16 protein-coding genes are annotated in these 17,642 nt (G+C 62.3%); 6 read left to right on the top strand and 10 right to left on the bottom strand.

Annotated elements, in window-relative coordinates:
- Nucleotides 1-847: 847 nt before the first annotated feature.
- The 4 genes from B5E66_RS09990 (at nt 848) to B5E66_RS09975 (ending at nt 4,920) form a co-directional block, all read left to right on the top strand.
- The gene (locus tag B5E66_RS09990) at nt 848-1,480 is read left to right on the top strand and encodes a LexA family protein (protein ID WP_087232323.1); all 633 of its coding nucleotides are present in this window, start codon (nt 848-850) and stop codon (nt 1,478-1,480) included.
- Between the two features lie 24 nt (nt 1,481-1,504).
- On the top strand, nt 1,505-2,863 hold the full coding sequence (locus tag B5E66_RS09985) for a putative DNA modification/repair radical SAM protein (protein ID WP_087232320.1): 1,359 nt from the start codon (nt 1,505-1,507) through the stop codon (nt 2,861-2,863).
- Nucleotides 2,842-3,609 (top strand): TIGR03915 family putative DNA repair protein, encoded by a 768-nt coding sequence (locus tag B5E66_RS09980; protein ID WP_087232317.1) that lies wholly within the window; start codon nt 2,842-2,844, stop codon nt 3,607-3,609. Before B5E66_RS09985 ends, B5E66_RS09980 begins: the two co-directional genes overlap by 22 nt.
- A gap of 66 nt (nt 3,610-3,675) precedes the next feature.
- Nucleotides 3,676-4,920, top strand: a complete 1,245-nt coding sequence (locus B5E66_RS09975; protein ID WP_087232314.1) for an aminoacetone oxidase family FAD-binding enzyme — start codon at nt 3,676-3,678, stop codon at nt 4,918-4,920.
- Between the two features lie 88 nt (nt 4,921-5,008).
- Here the strand turns inward: B5E66_RS09975 and tatC are convergent, their stop codons facing one another.
- The 4 genes from tatC to B5E66_RS09955 form a co-directional block, all read right to left on the bottom strand.
- Nucleotides 5,009-5,815, bottom strand: a complete 807-nt coding sequence (gene tatC, locus B5E66_RS09970; protein WP_087232312.1) for a twin-arginine translocase subunit TatC — start codon at nt 5,813-5,815, stop codon at nt 5,009-5,011.
- A gap of 3 nt (nt 5,816-5,818) precedes the next feature.
- Complete coding sequence (locus tag B5E66_RS09965) at nt 5,819-6,022, bottom strand: Sec-independent protein translocase subunit TatA/TatB (protein ID WP_087232308.1); 204 nt, start codon at nt 6,020-6,022, stop codon at nt 5,819-5,821.
- A gap of 99 nt (nt 6,023-6,121) precedes the next feature.
- The gene (locus B5E66_RS09960) at nt 6,122-6,658 is read right to left on the bottom strand and encodes a Sec-independent protein translocase subunit TatA/TatB (protein ID WP_087232306.1); all 537 of its coding nucleotides are present in this window, start codon (nt 6,656-6,658) and stop codon (nt 6,122-6,124) included.
- A 492-nt stretch (nt 6,659-7,150) separates the two neighbouring features.
- Nucleotides 7,151-8,209 carry a PTS transporter subunit IIC gene (locus tag B5E66_RS09955; protein ID WP_087232303.1) on the bottom strand — a complete coding sequence of 353 codons (1,059 nt, stop codon included), beginning with the start codon at nt 8,207-8,209 and terminating at the stop codon, nt 7,151-7,153.
- Nucleotides 8,210-8,584: 375 nt separating this feature from the next.
- Between B5E66_RS09955 and B5E66_RS09950 the strand changes: the two genes are divergently transcribed.
- The gene (locus B5E66_RS09950) at nt 8,585-9,961 is read left to right on the top strand and encodes a GH25 family lysozyme (protein WP_242958149.1); all 1,377 of its coding nucleotides are present in this window, start codon (nt 8,585-8,587) and stop codon (nt 9,959-9,961) included.
- Between the two features lie 20 nt (nt 9,962-9,981).
- Entirely contained in the window at nt 9,982-10,821 is an 840-nt protein-coding gene (locus B5E66_RS09945; protein WP_087232297.1) for an HAD family hydrolase, read from the top strand.
- A gap of 108 nt (nt 10,822-10,929) precedes the next feature.
- Here the strand turns inward: B5E66_RS09945 and B5E66_RS09940 are convergent, their stop codons facing one another.
- The 6 genes from B5E66_RS09940 to B5E66_RS09915 form a co-directional block, all read right to left on the bottom strand.
- On the bottom strand, nt 10,930-11,631 hold the full coding sequence (locus B5E66_RS09940) for an ABC transporter ATP-binding protein (RefSeq protein ID WP_342395001.1): 702 nt from the start codon (nt 11,629-11,631) through the stop codon (nt 10,930-10,932).
- A 15-nt stretch (nt 11,632-11,646) separates the two neighbouring features.
- Nucleotides 11,647-12,486 carry an ABC transporter ATP-binding protein gene (locus B5E66_RS09935; protein WP_087232291.1) on the bottom strand — a complete coding sequence of 280 codons (840 nt, stop codon included), beginning with the start codon at nt 12,484-12,486 and terminating at the stop codon, nt 11,647-11,649.
- The gene (locus B5E66_RS09930; protein WP_087232332.1) at nt 12,479-13,471 is read right to left on the bottom strand and encodes a branched-chain amino acid ABC transporter permease; all 993 of its coding nucleotides are present in this window, start codon (nt 13,469-13,471) and stop codon (nt 12,479-12,481) included. Before B5E66_RS09930 ends, B5E66_RS09935 begins: the two co-directional genes overlap by 8 nt.
- 49 nt (nt 13,472-13,520) lie before the next feature.
- Nucleotides 13,521-14,399 carry a branched-chain amino acid ABC transporter permease gene (locus tag B5E66_RS09925; RefSeq protein ID WP_087232288.1) on the bottom strand — a complete coding sequence of 293 codons (879 nt, stop codon included), beginning with the start codon at nt 14,397-14,399 and terminating at the stop codon, nt 13,521-13,523.
- A gap of 283 nt (nt 14,400-14,682) precedes the next feature.
- Nucleotides 14,683-15,909: an ABC transporter substrate-binding protein gene (locus B5E66_RS09920; protein ID WP_087232285.1), complete on the bottom strand. Its 1,227-nt coding sequence runs from the start codon at nt 15,907-15,909 to the stop codon at nt 14,683-14,685.
- Between the two features lie 235 nt (nt 15,910-16,144).
- On the bottom strand, nt 16,145-17,542 hold the full coding sequence (locus tag B5E66_RS09915; RefSeq protein ID WP_087232282.1) for an MATE family efflux transporter: 1,398 nt from the start codon (nt 17,540-17,542) through the stop codon (nt 16,145-16,147).
- Nucleotides 17,543-17,642 lie beyond the last annotated feature (100 nt).

Raw genomic sequence — 17,642 nt, 5'->3', positions numbered from 1 at the left:
AACACCCATCCGATGTGGCGGCAAAGAGGAATAGAACCATATTCCTTCTGTTGTTGATCGCACCAAAACAAAAGAACTTTTGCGTCACGAAAGATAGGGTCCCTCTGCGGGGGCTGGCCGTTTGGCCGGCCCTCGCATTGTTTTTGCACTCTGACTAAAATTTGCGGACGATATTTGGTGCTCTGCACAAACTTTGGCCTGGGACACAGGAATGGCTTGCAAAATACGGGAAAATCTGTATCATGATAGATGTATACAAGCTGATGGGCTGTTTTGCCCTGTCCAAAAATTCTGTTTCTCCTGGAAGCAGGTAAAAACACAAACCCCGCCCCTTTCCGGCCAAGCCGGAGAGAGGCGGGGCGTTTTATTAAGAAGCCGCCTGCAAAGGGTCTTGGCTGCCAGTGGCGGAGCGGGGGGCCGGCTGGACTGGCTGTCTGGCTTTCGGGCGGACCGATGCCGGGCGGCGGGCGGAATGTTCTGCACGCTGCTCCATGGCCCATGCCGCACGGATGGCCTGCACCCCTCCGTAACAGAGAGCACAAGCCAAAGGCAAAGAAATGCTGCCTTCCGCAAAAGCGCCCAGGGCCAGCATCATGCCCAGGCCAATGGTCAGAACGAGGGATTTCCAAAACAGGCACTTCATATCGTTGGGACCTCCTCCAGGTGGTTTCACAACCGAAAAGACAACCGCAGGTTGTTTGCTTGCCTCCATGATAAACCAAAATTTGGTGGATGTCAAGAGGAAATACAACTTTTTTTCTCATTTTCGATGAAATACACTTTACAGAAACACTTTTTGGTTGTATAATGGAAATAACAAAAACCGGTTGTAAAGGGGCGTTCCGATATGTCATTTTCTGAGCTGTTGAAGCAGTGCCGCAAGCAGCATGGCATCAGCCAGGCCGAGCTGGCCAGCCGCCTGGGGGTCACCCAGCAGGCCGTAGGCAAGTGGGAGAGCGGCAAATCCTCTCCCGACCCGGCCACGGTGGCGCAGATCGCGGAGATCCTGGGCACCACGGCGGACTATCTGCTGGGGCTGTACCGCCCCACCGCCGATCTGACCGAGACCGAGAGCCGTTTTTTTGGCGGCTATGCCGAGAGCCTGATCCCGGTGATCGGCACCGTCAAGGCCGGCTATGGCGCGCTGGCCTTTGAGGAGGACTACGGGAAAGAATACGCGCGGGTCAAGGACCCGGCCAATTACTTTTATCTGGTGGTGCGGGGAGATAGCATGGAACCCCGCATCCAGGACGGCGATCTGGCCCTGGTCCACCGTCAGGATACCCTGGAGAGCGGGGACCTGGGGGTCATCATTTACGGCGATGAGGGCGAAGGCACCCTCAAGCGTTATATCCAGCGGGGAAACAGCGTGGTGCTCCAGCCGTTCAACCCCAATTACAGCGAGCTGGTCATCAAAGGCGAGGACCTGAACCGGCTCCACATCGCGGGGCGCGTGGTGGAGACCAAGACCAAGTGGTGAGCGCCCCCGGGAGGGCATTTTGGGATGGAACAGTCGGTGATGGAAAAGCTGACCATATTGGCCGACAGTGCGAAATATGATGTGGCCTGCACCTCCAGCGGGTCGGGCCGCGGGGGCCGTGCCGGACATTTGGGCAGCTGCTATGCGCCCGGATGCTGCCACAGCTTTACCGCCGACGGGCGTTGCATCAGTCTGCTGAAGGTGCTGATGAGCAACTGCTGTGCCTTCGACTGTGCCTACTGCGTCAACCGGCGCAGCAACGACCTGCCCCGGGCGACCTTCACCCCGAGGGAGCTGGCCGACCTGACCATCGAGTTCTACCGCCGCAATTATATCGAGGGGCTGTTCCTGTCCAGCGCCGTGGTGGGCACCCCCGACTATACCACCGAGCGGATGCTGGAGGTGCTGCGCCTGCTGCGGCATCGCTACCATTTCAATGGCTATATCCATGCCAAGGCCATCCCGGGTGCCAGCCCTGAGCTGATCGCCCAGCTGGGATGCCTGGCCGACCGTCTCAGCGTCAACATCGAGCTGCCCAGTGAAGGCAGTCTGAAACGGCTGGCCCCTGACAAGGGCCGGTCTTCGATCCTGCGCCCTATGGGCCAGATCGCCGCCGCTGCCGCTGCCAGCCGTCAGGAGGTGGCGCTCTATCGCCATGCGCCCGCCTTTGCCCCTGCGGGCCAGAGCACCCAGATGATCGTGGGGGCCACCCCCGAGAGTGACTACCAGATCCTGCGGCTGACCCAGGGCCTGTACCAGAAATACAGCCTCAAACGGGTGTTTTTCTCGGCCTACATCCCGGTGGCGGAGGACAGCCGTCTGCCCGCCCTGGAGACCAAGCCCCCCTTGCTGCGGGAACACCGGCTGTACCAGGCCGACTGGCTGCTGCGGTTCTATCACTTCCGGGCGGAGGAGATCCTGGACGAAGGCAGCCCCAATTTCAGCCCCTACCTGGACCCCAAATGCGGCTGGGCCCTGCGCCATCTGGAGCAGTTTCCGGTGGACGTCAACCGCGCCCCCTATGAGATGCTGCTGCGGGTGCCCGGCATCGGGGTCAAGAGCGCCCAGCGCATCCGCACTGCCCGCCGCCAGAGCGCGCTTGGTCTGGACGAGCTCAAACAGATGGGCGTGGTGCTCAAGCGCGCCCAATATTTTATCGTATGCAGAGGGTTTACCGGGGCCAGAGGTGGCTGCGGCAGCCAGCGGCGTCAGCAGATCGCCCAGGCTCTGGTGGACCCTCAGGTGTTCAATGGGGGATGTGAACAGCTGAGCCTGTTCAGCGCCCCCGCCGTCCAGCAGCTGGCCGCCGGTGGGATGCAGCCCCGCCTGGCCGGCCGTCTTGTACAGGAGGAGGCAGTCCGATGTCTGGCAAAAGCCCTGTGAGGCAGGCCGATCTGATCTACGGCTACGACGGCACCCTGGCGGGCTTTTACAGCTGCGTGTTTGAGAGCTTTGTCCACCGCGAGATCCCCTTTGCCATCTGGGCGCCCGAAGACGAGCAGCCCGCCCTCTGTCCGGTGCGGCAGATCCCCACCGACCCCGACCGGGCAGCCCGGGTGCGCCGGGCGGTGCGGTCCAAGCTGTCTGCCGGCCAGACGGTGGAGGTGGGCTTTTTGTCGGGGCAGGAGGAGAAAGAGCTGATCCTGCTCCGCTTTTTACACTATGGGTTCGGGGCCGGGCCGGGGGCGCTCCATCAGCTGGGCCGTCCCGAGGTGGCCGATGCCTGCCGTCTGTCCCGCCAGGTGCTGTGGGAAGTGGAAAAATGGCAGGGCTTTGTCCGCTTTGAGGAAAGCGGCGGGATGCTGGGCGCAGTGATCCACCCCAAAAACCATGTGCTGCCCCTGCTGGGCCGCCATTTTTGCAGCCGGATGCCCGAGGAAGCCTTCCTGATCTACGACGCGGTCCACCGGGAAGCGCTGGTGCATCAGCAGGGCCAGGCCCGCATCCTCAGGCTGAGCGCCCCGCTGGACCTGCCCCGGCCCAGCCAGAAGGAAAGCGATTACCAGCGGCTGTGGAAACGATTTTATGACACGCTGGCCATCGACCAGCGGCGGAACGAGCGCTGCCGGCGCACCCACTGCCCCAAACGGTTCTGGGCCGATATGACCGAACTGCGGGATCCGCGCTGACCCCTTTGCGCCGGCCGCCGCGGTATGGTATACTTGCCCTGTACCATAGACACAGGAGGGGAGAAGATGAGAGAGATCCTGGTGCTGGGCGGGGGTGCTTCGGGGCTGGCGGCCGCCATCGCTGCGGCCCAGACCGGCGGGCCCGGGGCGAAAGTCACCCTGGTGGAGCAGAACGCCGCCCCCGGCAAAAAGCTGCTGGCCACCGGCAATGGCCGCTGCAATTTCGACAACGCTGCCAGCAGCGATCCGGCGCGGTACTTCACCGCAGCCCCCGCCGCGCTCCAAAAACTGCTGGCCTCCATCGACGGAGCCGGGCTGTCTGCCTGGTGGCAGGAGCTGGGCCTGGTGTCCCGTGCGGATGAGACCGGCAGGCTGTATCCCTACTCCAACCAGGCCGCCGATCTCACCGGTCTGCTGGTGCGCTGGCTGAATGCCCTGGGTGTGGACCGGCGCGCTGCCCGGGTGCTGGAGCTGGGGCAGAAGGGGGGCGGCTATGCCGTCCGTGTGGAGGCGGCAGGCCAAAAGCAGCTGCTGACGGCCGGACGGGTGATCTGTGCGCTGGGCGGCAGCGCCGGGCCGCAGTTTGGGACCGGCGGTTTTGGACCCGCCCTGGCGGGCCGGTGCGGCGGCCGGGTCGAGCCTCTGTACCCCTGTCTGACCCCTCTGCGCTGCGGCGACCCGGTCCTGATGCAGAGGCTGTCGGGGCTTCGCGCCCGGGGCGCCGTCACCCTGCTGGAGGATGGACGGTCCCTGGCCCGGGAGGAAGGGGAGATCCAGTTCACCAACTACGGGCTGTCGGGCATCTGCGTCATGCAGCTGTCGGGGCTGCTGGCCCCCGGACGGGGCCCAAAAAAGCCCGCTGTGGCGCTGGACTTATTCCCAACTGTAGAAACGCGTGAGTTTATTACCGCATTTGCCCGCAGGGCGGGTCATCTGCCCGACAGCCAGGCCTTTTGGCAGGGCCTGCTGGATGGGCGGCTGGGCGCCGCCCTCTGGGCTGCGGCAGGGTTGACAGGCCGCGCTCCCGCCCAGGTGGATGCCCGGGGCTGGCAGGCCCTGGCGGAGGTCTGCAAGGGCTGGCGCTTTGAAGACCCTGCCCCCTGCGGATGGAAGCAGGCCCAGACCACCGGGGGCGGCCTGTCGCTGGAGGAGCTGGAGCCGGATTTCCAGTTCAAGGGGTGCCCGGGGCTTTACTTTGTGGGGGAGACGCTGGACTGCGCGGGCAGCTGCGGCGGTTTCAACCTGCACTGGGCCTTTGGCTCCGGACTGGTGGCGGGCCGCGCTGCCGCCCGGCAGGCCCGGAAACGATAAAAGGACAACAAAAAAGCCCGGTCAGACCGGCGGCCGCAGCCGCTCCTGACAGGGCTTTTTCATGTATTCGTTTGCGGGCTGGGAAGGCTCAGGCTTCTTTCTCGTCCTCCTCGTCTTCGTCCTCGTCGTCCTCCATGGCATCCTGATGCTTCTTGTAGAAGATCTTGCACAGGAAGGTACTGATGATGTACAGCAGGCACATGGGCAGAGCCACCATGGTCTGGGAGACAACGTCGGGCGGGGTGATGACGGCCGCCACAAAGAAGATCAGAACGACCATGACGCCCCGGGCGCTCTTCATCAGAGAGGGGCTGACAATGCCCATCCGGGACAGGACCACCACCACCAGCGGCATCTCAAAGACGGCGCCGAAGATCAGGAAGATGGTGATACAGAAGCTGACATAGCTGGCGATACTGGTGGTCTGGACGATGTAGTCGGCGCCTTCCAGGCTCGCCATGAAGTTGAGCATGAAGGGCAGGGAGACGAAGTAGGCGAACAGTACACCCACCACGAACAGCCCCAGGCCCATCACCAGCACCAGGCCGAAGAAGAAGCTCTCCGTCTTTTTCAGGCCCGGCTTTGCAAAGGCATAAATATGATAGGCGATGAAGGGGATATCGACGATCAGCGCGGCGATCAGGGCTACCCGGAAATACTGGATCAGCTTTTCCTGGGGATCGATGGAGATGAACTCGAACGACCCCGACGCCATGGCTGTCAGGACGTTGATCAGCTGGTCGGCAACGGCCAGGAAACCAAGAAAGGCCACAGCGTACAACACCGCACAGAATACCACGCGGTTGCGCAGTTCTTTCAGGTGGCCGCCCAGCGTCATGCTGCCGTCGGGGCCCATCGCCTCAGCGCCTTTTCTGTGCTTAAATAGTGTGGCCACAAATTACTCCTCGTTGCTCTTGCTGCTGTCGGTCTTGGTCTCAGCGCTGCTGGTCTTGGGCTCTGTGTCGTCCTCGTCCTCAATGCCTTCCTTGAAGCCCTTCATGGTCTTGCCGAACATCTTGCCCAGCTTGGGCAGGTTCTTGGGTCCAAAGATGATCAGGACAACGATGAGGATCATCAACAATTCAGTAGGTCCGATACGCATAATTTGTTACTCCTTTTACATTGCCGGGCTTCGGGCCCGTCTTTACTTGACTTGATCTACACAGCCGCGCGGGCGGCTTGCTGCATGGTTGGGGGCCCGTCAGACCGTCTGGGCGGTCTGTTCTGCATCGACCTTGGGGGCGGCTTCAGCCTTGGGGGCGGCAGGCTCTTCAGGCGCTGCTTCCTCGGCGGGGGCTGCGGCCTCGGCCGGCTGGGCTGCCTCCTCGGCGGGAGCCGCGGCGGCTGCGGCGGGCGCTGCAGCGGGGGCGGCAGGGGCCTCCTCGCTCAGTTCCTCCAGCTCCTCCACAGGCTCCTCGGCGGCGGACGCCTTGGCCTCGGCCTCTTCCTTGCTGGTCTTGCCGATGCCGGCAAAGCTCTTGGTCACATCCTTGACACTGTTGTCAAAGTCCTTCTTGATGTCCGTCAGGGGCGAGATGGCCTCCTTGATGGGCTGCTGGATCTCGTTGAGGGGCTCGACGATGTTCTCCTGGATGTCTTTGGATGCGGTGCTGGTGTACTGGCGCAGTTCACGCAGCATCTTGCCCAGCTTGCGCGCGTATTCGGGCAGCTGGCTGGGCCCGATGAACACGAACGCCACGATCACAACGAGGATCAGCTCGGTAATTCCGATCTTCATGGGTTTACACGATTCCTTTCCGTCTCCTGGCCGGCCAGAACCGGCTGCTATGACTGCATATTGGACGCTCCGCCTGTGCCGCAGCGGGCAGTTGTGCCCCGGCCAAATTGCGGACAGGGCAAGTATACCATATTCCGCTGCGGTTGACCAGATGTTTTACCCGGCTAACAGATAAAATTTCTGCCTTTTTGGGTCAAAAAACTGCTTTTTGGGGCCTTGCAGGAGCTCCATTGCTTTTGTACCAAAAAAATAGAGACGAAATATGAGGCAATTATGAATTTTTTATGAATAATAGGATATGATATCTTTTTGGCCTTTTGGACAGGGCAGCGGAAACGGCAGCGTGCCGCCTTTGAAAATAGCGCAAACAAGCATGATTTTCCTGGATCGGCAGCAAAAAACCGCCCGGCGCCAAGGCCGGACGGCGGAAAGCAGAACGTTCACGGATTTATACGTAAAGTTTAAACTAATGCACTGAATACAAATAGACCCTCAGTCCAGCTTCAGGTCTCCCTCTTTGATCCAGCCCAGACGGCGCTCGGCCTCACAGAACAGGACGCTGAGCACGGCGGGCAGCACCAGGCACAGCAGGGCCATGGCCGCCCAGTCCATGGGGGTGATGCCGGCTTTGACCCCGGCGGCCACATCGTTGACCCAGCCGGTGTACACCCCGATGGGGCCCACCAGGCCGCAGGTCCCCATCCCCGAGGAGACGGCGGCGCCGTTCATCTCAAAGCGGAACAGACAGGTGGCCATGGGGCCGGTGATGGCGCTGGCCAGTGTGGGCGCGATCCAGATGCGGGGGTTGCGGACGATGTTGCCCATCTGCAGCATACTGGTGCCCAGACCCTGGCTGACCAGGCCCCCCACGCCGTTTTCTTTGAAGCTCATCACCGCAAAGCCCACCATCTGGGCGCAGCAGCCGGCCACAGCCGCGCCGCCGGCCAGGCCGGTCAGGCCCAAGGCGGCGCAAATGGCCGCCGAGGAGATGGGCAGGGTAAGGGCCACGCCCACGATGACCGACACCAGTACGCCCATTACAAAGGGGGACTGCTCGGTGGCCCACATGATCAGGCTGCCCACCCGGTTGGCCGCCGCGCCGATGGGGGCGGCGATGAGCAGCGCCAGGCCGACGCCGGTGAAGATGGTCACCAGGGGGGTGACCAGCAGGTCCACCTTGGTCTCCTTGCTCACCGCCTTGCCCAGCTCGGCCGCCACGATGGCGATGAGCAGCACGGCCAGCGGCCCGCCGGCGCCGCCCAGCTCGTTGGAGGCCCAGCCCACCGTCACCAGGCTGAACAGCACAAAGTTGGGCGCGTGCAGGGCGTAGCCGATGGCGCAGGCCATGGCCGGGCCGCTCATGGCCGAGGCATACCCGCCGATGGTCACCAGCATGGGGATGCCCAGCTGCTGGCCCAGGGTGTTGAGGATGGTGCCGATCAGCAGGCTGGCAAACAGGCCCTGGGCCATGGCGCCCAGCGCTTCGATCAGGTAACGCTGGGGGGTGATGACGATGTCTTTGCGTTTTAAGAAATTTTTTACATTTTCCATCTGAATACCGCCTTTCCGCTCAAAAGCCCCCGCAGGGGGCGTACAAATGCCGACATTGGGTGCCACACAGTATACCATACAGGTGTCAAGACAGCAAGGGCGGCGGCATATTTTGGCAGATAGCACAGAATTTTACCCGATTGGGTGCAATGATTCTGCCCGGTAAAGCGTGTTGTACACAGTGACCGGCAGACTGCCTGCGCGCCAGGGCTGCCGGGGCAAGAAATACCCCAGCGCATTCTGTCGGAAAGATTGACGGCAGAGCGCATTCTGGTGTATACTTAAAACAAATCTGGATGTATGGAGGCTGAGCGAGACGGAATGAAACGGAAGATTTCGACCTTGTTTTCAAAAAAAGCAGGAAGGAGCCGCGACGTGGGACAATGCGTGGCAGCGGCGGTCATCGCTCTGACCCTCACGGTCACCGGCGCCGCAGGCTATGCGGCCGCTGTTTTTGAACCCCAGACGGCCCTTCTGGTGGAGCCGGGAGTGGTGGATCGGGAAGAAGAAAAATTCCCCGCCCTGGCGGCAAAGCAGTCGGTCCTGCAGCCCCTCCCCGAGGCAGACCCCGCCCAGGAGCAGACGGAGCAGCAGGAGCAGCCGGAAGCCCCGGCCCAGACCGAGGCTCCGGTCCAGCAGCCCGCAGCCGGGACGGAACAGCCCGCAGCGGAGCAGGCCGAGACCCCTGTCCCGGAACAGCCGGCCCAGCCGGAAGCCCCGCAGCCTGCGGCCCCGACCGAGATGCCTGCGGCCCTGCCCCAGGCCGGTCTGGATGAGGAAAACGGGATGGGCGATGCGGTCTGGCAGCAGATGACCCCCGAACTGGCCGCCGAGGACCCTCTGGCCGCCCGGTATGAGGCGATCACTCCCGACGCCAACGGGTCCATCACCCTGACCCCCGACCAGTTCAGCGCCATGCTGGAGAACCAGAGCATCGACTGGGACGAGGAAAACTGCCTGACCTGGCTGTTCGACTGGCTGTTTGGCTGGCTGTTCCCCCAGCGGGAAGCTCCGGCCTATACAGGCTGGCACACCGAGGGCGGCAAGACCTATTACTACGACGCCGCCACCCATCAGCCCCTCACCGGCCTGCAGACCATCGACGACAAGATCTATTACTTTGACGCCGACGGCGTCCGCCAGGACAACGTGACCTTTGGCATCGACGTGTCCCGCTACCAGCAGAATGTGGACTGGAATAAGGTCAAGGACGCGGGCGCTTCCTTTGCCATCATCCGCATCGGCTACCGCGGCTATGGCAGCGGCGCGCTGGTGCTGGATTCGATGTTTGAAAACCACTTTGCCGGGGCCAAGGCGGCGGGCCTGAAGGTGGGCGTCTACATCTTCAGCCAGGCCATCAATGAGGACGAGGCCCGGGAAGAAGCCTTTGCCTGCGCCTATGTGCTCAATGGCCGCAGCCTGGATTATCCCGTTTATTTTGACAGCGAGTACAGTACATCCTCTCATACCGGCCGGGCCGACAACCTTTCCAAGGCAGAGCGCACCGCCTGCGCGGTGGCCTTCTGCGAGGAGCTGAAAAAGTACGGCTATGAGCCGGGCGTCTATGCCTCCACCAGCTGGTTCCAGAACCATCTGGAGCTGTCCGCTTTGCAGGGCTACCGGATCTGGAACGCACACTACGGCGTCAGTGCCCCCAGCATCGACTGCGATATGTGGCAGGGCAGCTGCACCGGCAAGCTGAGCGGCGTCAGCAGCAGCGGCGTCGATCTGAACATCAGCTATATGGGCTGAGCGCAAAAGAGGTATATGCTATGGAGCGGGATCACATCGGCCTCATCGCATCGGATATGGATTACACCCTGCTGGACGAAAACGGGCGCCTGCCCCAGGATTTTGCCCGGCTGGTGCTGGAACTGGAGCAGGAGGGCGTCTATTTTGCCGCGGCCAGCGGCCGCCCCCTCTATACCCTGGAGGATATGTTCCCCGACCTGCGGGGCCATATCGCCCTGATCGGGGACAACGGCGGGGTGATCCGCTGGCGGGGCCGGGATATCTTCCAGTCCCGGATGCCCGGAGCGGATTACCGGGAGATGGCCGCCGCCACCCGGGAAGCAGGGGACATCGGGGTGCTGTGCGGGCTGGACACCGCCTATGTGGAGCGGCAGTACCAGCAGTACGCCCGGGTGTTCTCCCAATTCTATACCCGTGTGGCCTATGTGGACGACCTGACCGTCCTGGATGTGCCCGCCGACAAATACACCATCTACCTGCCCAGAGGGGACTCCCAGGCAGCGTACGACAAGCACTACGGCAGGCTGTTCGGACAGCGGTTCTCGGTGGCGGTGGCCGGTCCCAACTGGGTGGACATCATGAACCGGGGCGTGGACAAGGGCGCTGCCCTGCGGGCCCTGGGCCGCAGCCTGGGGCTGACGGGCGCCAACCTGATGGCCTTTGGAGATACCTACAACGACGCCGAAATGCTGTGCACCGCCAAATACGGCTTTTTGATGACCAACGGAAGCCAGGACCTGCGGGCCCGGGTGGCCTTCCTGGCGCCGCCCCATTGGGACCAGGGCGTGGTGCAGATCATGCGCCAGGTGCTGGACCAGGGCGGGTGGGTGTCCCCCGGCGATTTCACCCCCGCCCACTGACAACAAGATGCGCAAAAAAGCTCCTGCCCACAAGGGCGGGAGCTTTTGCTGTATTTGCAGTGCAAGCAAGGGGAAGGATGCGCCCGCGCGGGATGACGCGGGGAAGGGTCAGCCGCCCAGGTAGGCGGTGCGGACCTTTTCGTTGGTCAGAAGCTCGGAGCCGGTGCCCTCCATCACGATGCGGCCGGTCTCCAGCACATAGGCCCGGTCGGCGATGGACAGGGCCATCTGGGCGTTCTGCTCCACCAGCAGGATGGTCATGCCCTGCTTATGGACGTCCTGGATGATGTCGAAGATCTCCTGCACCAGCAGGGGGGACAGGCCCATGGAAGGCTCGTCCAGCATCAGCATGGAGGCGTTGCTCATCAGGGCGCGGCCCATGGCCAGCATCTGCTGCTCGCCGCCGGACAGGGTGCCGGCCATCTGGCGGCGGCGCTCCTTCAGGCGGGGGAACAGGGTGAACACCTTCTCCATATTGGGCGCGATGGAGCTGCGCTCCTGGGTGTAGCCGCCCATCTCCAGATTTTCTTCCACCGTCATGTGCAGAAAGACGTGGCGTCCTTCGGGCACCTGGGCCAGGCCGGCCTGCACGATCTTGTGGGCGCGCATCCCGGTGATGTTCTGGCCCTTGTAGGTGATGGTGCCGGCCTTGGGATGCAGCAGCCCCGAGATGGTCTTGAGGTTGGTGGACTTGCCTGCGCCGTTGGCGCCGATCAGGGTGACGATCTCCCCTTCGTCAACGTGGAAGGAGATATCCTTGATGGCGTGGATGGCGCCGTAATAGACGTTGATGCCCTCCACGTTCAGCATTGTCTGTGCCATTGCTCAGCCCTCCTTCTTGCCCAGGTAAGCCTCGATGACCTGGGGATTGCTGCGGATCTCGTCGGGGGTGCCCTTGGCGATGACCCGGCCGAAGTTCAGCACCGCAATGCCCTCGCAGATGCCCATGACCAGGTTCATGTCGTGCTCGATCAGCAGGATGGCAATGTCGAACTCATCTCGGATGCGGCGGATGACTTCCATCAGCTCGGCGGTCTCGGAGGGATTCATGCCGGCGGCCGGCTCGTCCAGCAGCAGCAGCTTGGGACGGGTGGCCAGGGCCCGGATGATCTCCAGCCGGCGCTGGGCGCCGTAGGGCAGGCTGCCCGCCTGCTTGCCGGCCAGGTCGGACATATGGAAGATGTTCAACAGCTCGATGGCCTCGTCGGTGGTCTTTTTCTCCTGCTTCCAGTAGCTGGGCAGGCGCAGCAGGGCCTCGGGCAGACGGTAGTTCATCGACTGGTGCAGGCCCACCTTGACGTTGTCGATGACGGTCAGATCCTTGAACAGGCGGATGTTCTGGAAGGTGCGGGCCACGCCCATCCGGTTGACCTGGAAGGTCTTTTTGCCGGCGGTGGGCACACCGTCCAGCAGGATGGAACCCCGGCTGGGCTGGTAGACGTTGGTCAGAAGGTTGAAGACGGTGGTCTTGCCCGCGCCGTTGGGGCCGATCAGGCCGGTGATCTCGTTGCGGCCGATCATCAGGTTGAAGTCGTCCACAGCGGTCAGGCCGCCGAAGTCGATGCCCAGGCCCCGCACATCCAGCACGGGGCGTTTGTCCTTGTCGCGGTCGGTCAGAAAGCCGCCCGACGGAATGCTGTGCAGGCTGGTTTTAAATTCACTCATGGGGTGTTTCCTCCTTGGCGCTGCGCCCGCTGAAACTGAGAGCCTTGCTGATCAGGCGGCTGAGGGAGAAATCGTAGCTGCCCAGCAGTCCGCCCGGACGGAAGATCATCATGAAGATCAGCACCACCGAATACAGCACCATGCGGTAATCCGCAAAGCTGCGCAGGGCCTCGGGCAGGATGGTCAGCACGGTGGCGGACAGGATGGAACCCAGCATCGAGCCCATGCCGCCCAGCACCACCATGACCAGGATCTCGATGGACTTCATAAAGTCGAAGTTGGCGGGGTCCAGCACGCCGATGTAGCAGGCGTACAGACCGCCGGCCAGGCCGGCAAAGGCCGCCGAGAAGGAGAACGCCATCACCTTGTAATAGGTGGTCTGGATGCCGCAGCTCTCGGCTGCGATCTCGTTGTCGCGGATGGCCAGCACGGCGCGGCCGTGGCGGCTCTTGAGCATGGTGTGGATGAAAAAGCAGGTGAGCACCACGCACAGGAACACCGACAGCAGGTCGGAATACTTGGGGATGTTCTTGAGGCCCTTGGCGCCGTAAAAGAGCGAAAAGCCAAGGACGTTGTCGATGTTGTTGAGGGTGATGCGGATGATCTCGCCAAAGCCCAGCGTCAGGATGGCCAGGTAGTCGCCGCTCAGACGCAGGGCCGGGATGCCGATCAGGATGCCGAACACACAGGCCATGGCGGCGCCCAGGGCCAGGCCCGCCGCAAAGGCCACCGGCTCAGGCAGGGTGCTGTATTTGGTGAACAGGGCGCAGGTGTAGGCGCCCACCGCCATAAAGCCGGCGTGGCCCAGGGGCAGCTGCCCCAGATAGCCGGTGGCCACGTTGAGCGAGACGGCCAGGATGACGTTGATGCCCACCAGCAGCAGCACCTGGTTCTGGTAGGTGCTGAGCATATTCTGGCTGACCAGCTGCAAACCCAGGAACACCAGCACCACCAGCACGGTGTTGATGATGTAGCGCACCGGCATTTTCAGCGCGCGGTATTTTGCTTTTGCTTTGCTCACAGTGGATACCCCCTTAAACCTTTTCCTGCACCTTGCGGCCCAGCAGGCCGGTGGGTTTGACCAGCAGCACGATGATCAGGATCGCAAAGGTGACGGCATCCCGCCAGGCCGACAGGCCGATGGCGGAGACGAAGCTTTCGCACAGGCCGATGGCGATGCCGCCGATCATGGCCCCGGGGATGGAACCGATGCCGCCCAGCACCGCGGCCACAAAGGCTTTCAGGCCCAGCATGGAACCCATGGTGGGGGTGGCCTGGGGATAGCTGCAGCAGTACAGCACCGAGCCGATGCCCGCCAGGGCGGAGCCCACCGCAAAGGTGAAGGAGATGGTGCTGTTGACGTTGACGCCCATCAGGCGGGCGGCGTCCATGTCCTCCGAGACGGCCCGCATAGCCTTGCCCAGCTTGGTCTGCTGCACCAGGGCGCTCAGCACGATCATGGACACCACCGTCACCACCAGCGTCAGGATGGTGGTCAGGCTGATGTTGACGGTGCCGATCTGGAACACCTGGTTGGGGAAATAGGAGGGGATCACCTTAGCGCCCGAGCCCAGGATCAGCTCGGCGGTGTACTCCAGGAAGAAGGACACGCCGATGGCGGTGATCAGCAAAGACAGGCGGGGCGCATTGCGCAAAGGCGTGTAGGCGATCTTTTCGATCACCACGCCCAGCAGAGTACAGGTGATGATGGAGGCGCAGACAGCGGTCACGGGACCGAGGCCCAGCTGGTTCATGACGAACCAGGACATATACGCGCCCACCATGATGATATCGCCATGGGCAAAGTTCAGCAGCAGGATGATGCCGTACACCATGCTGTAGCCCAGTGCGATCAGCGCATAGATGCTGCCCAGCGAAAGGCCGTTGATCAGCTGGCTAAAAAACACTGTCATGGTAGCAGTTCCTTTCTTTTTGACATCGGCACTGCCGGTGCAATAAAAGGCGGAGACCATCCGAGCATCTGAGCCAATGTCCGAGCGGTCTCCGCACTATCCGTTTTTTATTGCTCCGCAGTATTCCGCAATAAAAACACCAGGGAGGATCCAAAACAGGCCGGACCGTTTGCTTTCCCGGCAAAGCGGGACAGCGCCCGGGCCTTTTCAGATACGCCCTGCCAAAACGCACACCACCAGGGTGCAGGCCGCCCCGGCGGAGGGGCAGGCCAGGGGCCGGCGCTTAATACTGCTCCACGAAGACGGCCTCGCCGTTCTCGAAGGACAGGATGGCGGCGGTCTTGACGGGGTCGTTGTGGTCGTCGAAGGTGAAGGTGCCGGTGACGCCCTCGATCTCGCCGCCCTTGATGCCATCGATGACAGCCTGCTTGTACTCGTCCGAGGCGGGCTCCAGGCCGGCTTCCTCAGCGGCCTGCAGGCCGTAGCAGACGGTCATGGCAGCATCGTAGCCCAGGGGCGCAAAGCCGTTGGGGTAGCTCTCGCCGTACTCGGCCTCGTATGCGCTCTCAAAGTCGGGGTTGGAGCCGGTGGCGTAGTTGGCGCAGAAGTAGCAGTCCGCCAGCTGGTCCGCAGTGGCGTACTGGGTGACGCCGTCCCAGCCATCGCCGCCCAGGAAGGGGACGGTCAGGCCGACGCTTTCGGCCTGGGCCAGGATCTGGCCCACATCCTCGTAGTAGTTGGGGCAGTAGACCACTTCGGGGTTGGCTGCCAGGATGGTGGTCAGCTGGGTGCGGAAGTCCACGTCGCCTGCAGAGTAGGTCTCGGAGGCCACGATCTCACCGCCGTTGGCAGCGAATTCGGCCTCAAAGTTGGTAGCCAGGCCCTCGTTGTAGTCGGCGCCGATCTGGTAGATGACGGCTGCGCGGGTGTAGCCCAGCTTATCGGTGGCGTAATCGCCCATCTTGACGCCCTGGAAGGGGTCGGTGAAGGTGGTGCGGAACACGTTGGAATAGACCGTGTCGGTCTCGGCGTCGTAGGTGACGGCCTCGGCGGTGGCGGAGGCGGTGACCATAGGCATATTGTAATCCTGGGTGGCAGCCACGACAGCCAGGGTGGGGGTGGTGGTGACGTCGCCGATCAGAGCGGTGATGCCCTGGTCCACCATCTGGGTGAAGCAGTTGACCGCCTGGGTGGCGTCGCCCTGCTCGTCCATCTGGACCACTTCCACCTGCTTGCCGTTGATGCCGCCGGCTTCATTGATCTGCTTGATGTACAGGTTGGCGCCGTTGGCCACGGCAATGCCGTACACCGACACATCGCCGGTCAGGGGAGCCAGCAGGCCCACCTTGATGGTGTCGCCCGAAGCGGAGCCAGAAGCTGCGCCCGAAGTGGCGGTAGATGCAGCAGTGCCTGTGGAGCTGGACGAGGAACCGCAGGCGCTCAGTGCGCCCACTGCGGCAGCAGCGCCCACAACAGCCAGGAACTGACGGCGGGAAATGCTCTTTTTCATTCTCATATCCTTCTTTCTTGCTTGCTTCTTACATCGACTGAAATGATAAGAGCAAGGGAGCCCCTTCTCCCATTGAAGCTCCCTTGCTTTGTTATAGTATAATAAACTGCTATCACCAATTCAATTCACAAACCAGACATACATTCTTCATGCATGAGAGTTTTTTATTGTGAACTTTAACAAATTTCACCTATAAGTTTCCTTCCGAGGAGGACCTCTGCCAGGGGATCTGCGGTCAGGCTTCCTCCTCTGCCAGGGCGCCCGAAACGGGGCCTGCCGCCTCCAGCAGGGGCTGTGCGGCGGCGTTTTTGGCCCGGCCGATGGCCTTGAGGCAGAAGGTGAGGGACAGGGCGGTGCCCACGGCCCAGCCGATGGGCCAGGACAGCCAGATGCCGTCGGAGCCCAGGGCGGTGGCGGACAGCGTCACGGCCAGCACCACCCGCAGAATGAGGTCTGCAAAGGTGGAGATCATGAACTGGACCATCAGCGCGCAGCCCCGCAGTACGCCGTCGGATACCAGCTTGACCGACACCAGGAAGTAGAAGGGCGCCACCACCCGCAGAAAGAGGATGCCGGTGTCGATGGCGGTGCTGGTGGGCTGGTCCATGAACAGGTACAGCAGCTGCCGGCCGCCAAAGAAGTAGGCCGCGGCCAGGGGGACGCACAGGGCCCACACCAGCTTGATGCCGGCGGCGTAGCCCTGGCGCATCCGCTCGGGCTTGCCTGCGCCCAGGTTCTGGCTGGTGTAGTTGGAGATGCCGTTGGCCAGGGTGGTGAACGAGGTGATGACCAGGTTGTTCAGCTTGACGGAGGCGGAGTAGCCTGCGATGACGCTGGCCCCGAAGCTGTTGACCACGCTCTGGATGACGATGTTGCCCACCGAGATGAAGCTCTGCTGCAAAATGCTGGGGACCGCGATGACGGCGATCTTGCCCAGCATCCCCCAGGAGAACAGGGCGGGGCGGCTCTGGGTGGAGATGCCCTTCATCCGGCGCGCCACCGCCCACAGGGCCAGCACACAGCTGACCCCCTGGCACAGGAAGGTGGCCCAGGCCACGCCGGCCACCCCCATCTGGAAGGTGGTGACAAAGAAGATATCCATGAAGATGTTGCTGATGGAGGAGGCCGCCAGGAACAGGAAGGGGGTCTTGCTGTCGCCCAGGGCCGAGAAGATGCCGGTGGCTACGTTGTAGAAGAACATGAAGGGAAGGCCCAGGATATAGATGTCCAGGTACAAAGCCGAGTCCGCCATGATCTCGGCGGGGGTGTTGATCAGGCGCAGCAGCGCGTCGCATCCCGTCAGGCCCACCGCCATCAGAAGGGCCGTGAGCACCGCACAGCCGATGAGGGAGGTGGTGACGGCGGTCTTCATGTCCTCGTACTGCCGGGCCCCGAAAAACCGGGACACGATCACCGAACAGCCGATGTTGCACCCAAAGGCGAAGGCGATGAAGATCAGGGTGATCTCATAGCTGTTGCCCACGGCGGCCAGGGCCGCCTCGCCCACGAATTTGCCTGCCACCAGGCTGTCGGCGATGTTGTACAGCTGCTGGAATACGATGCTGCCGAACATGGGCAGGCAGAATTTCCACAGGACGGTGGAAGGCTTGCCCACGGTGAGATCTTTGTTCACGGGTGATTCCTCCTTACAGTTGCCGCAGAGCGCTTGTTGTAATTTATGCCGAAAGATAGTATACTTTTTTGTACGGCATAAGTAAAATATATGTTTTATA

The organism is Faecalibacterium sp. An121, from assembly GCF_002160915.1.
GTDB lineage: Bacteria > Bacillota > Clostridia > Oscillospirales > Ruminococcaceae > Faecalibacterium > Faecalibacterium avium.
This window is presented reverse-complemented; position numbering and strand designations above follow the sequence as displayed.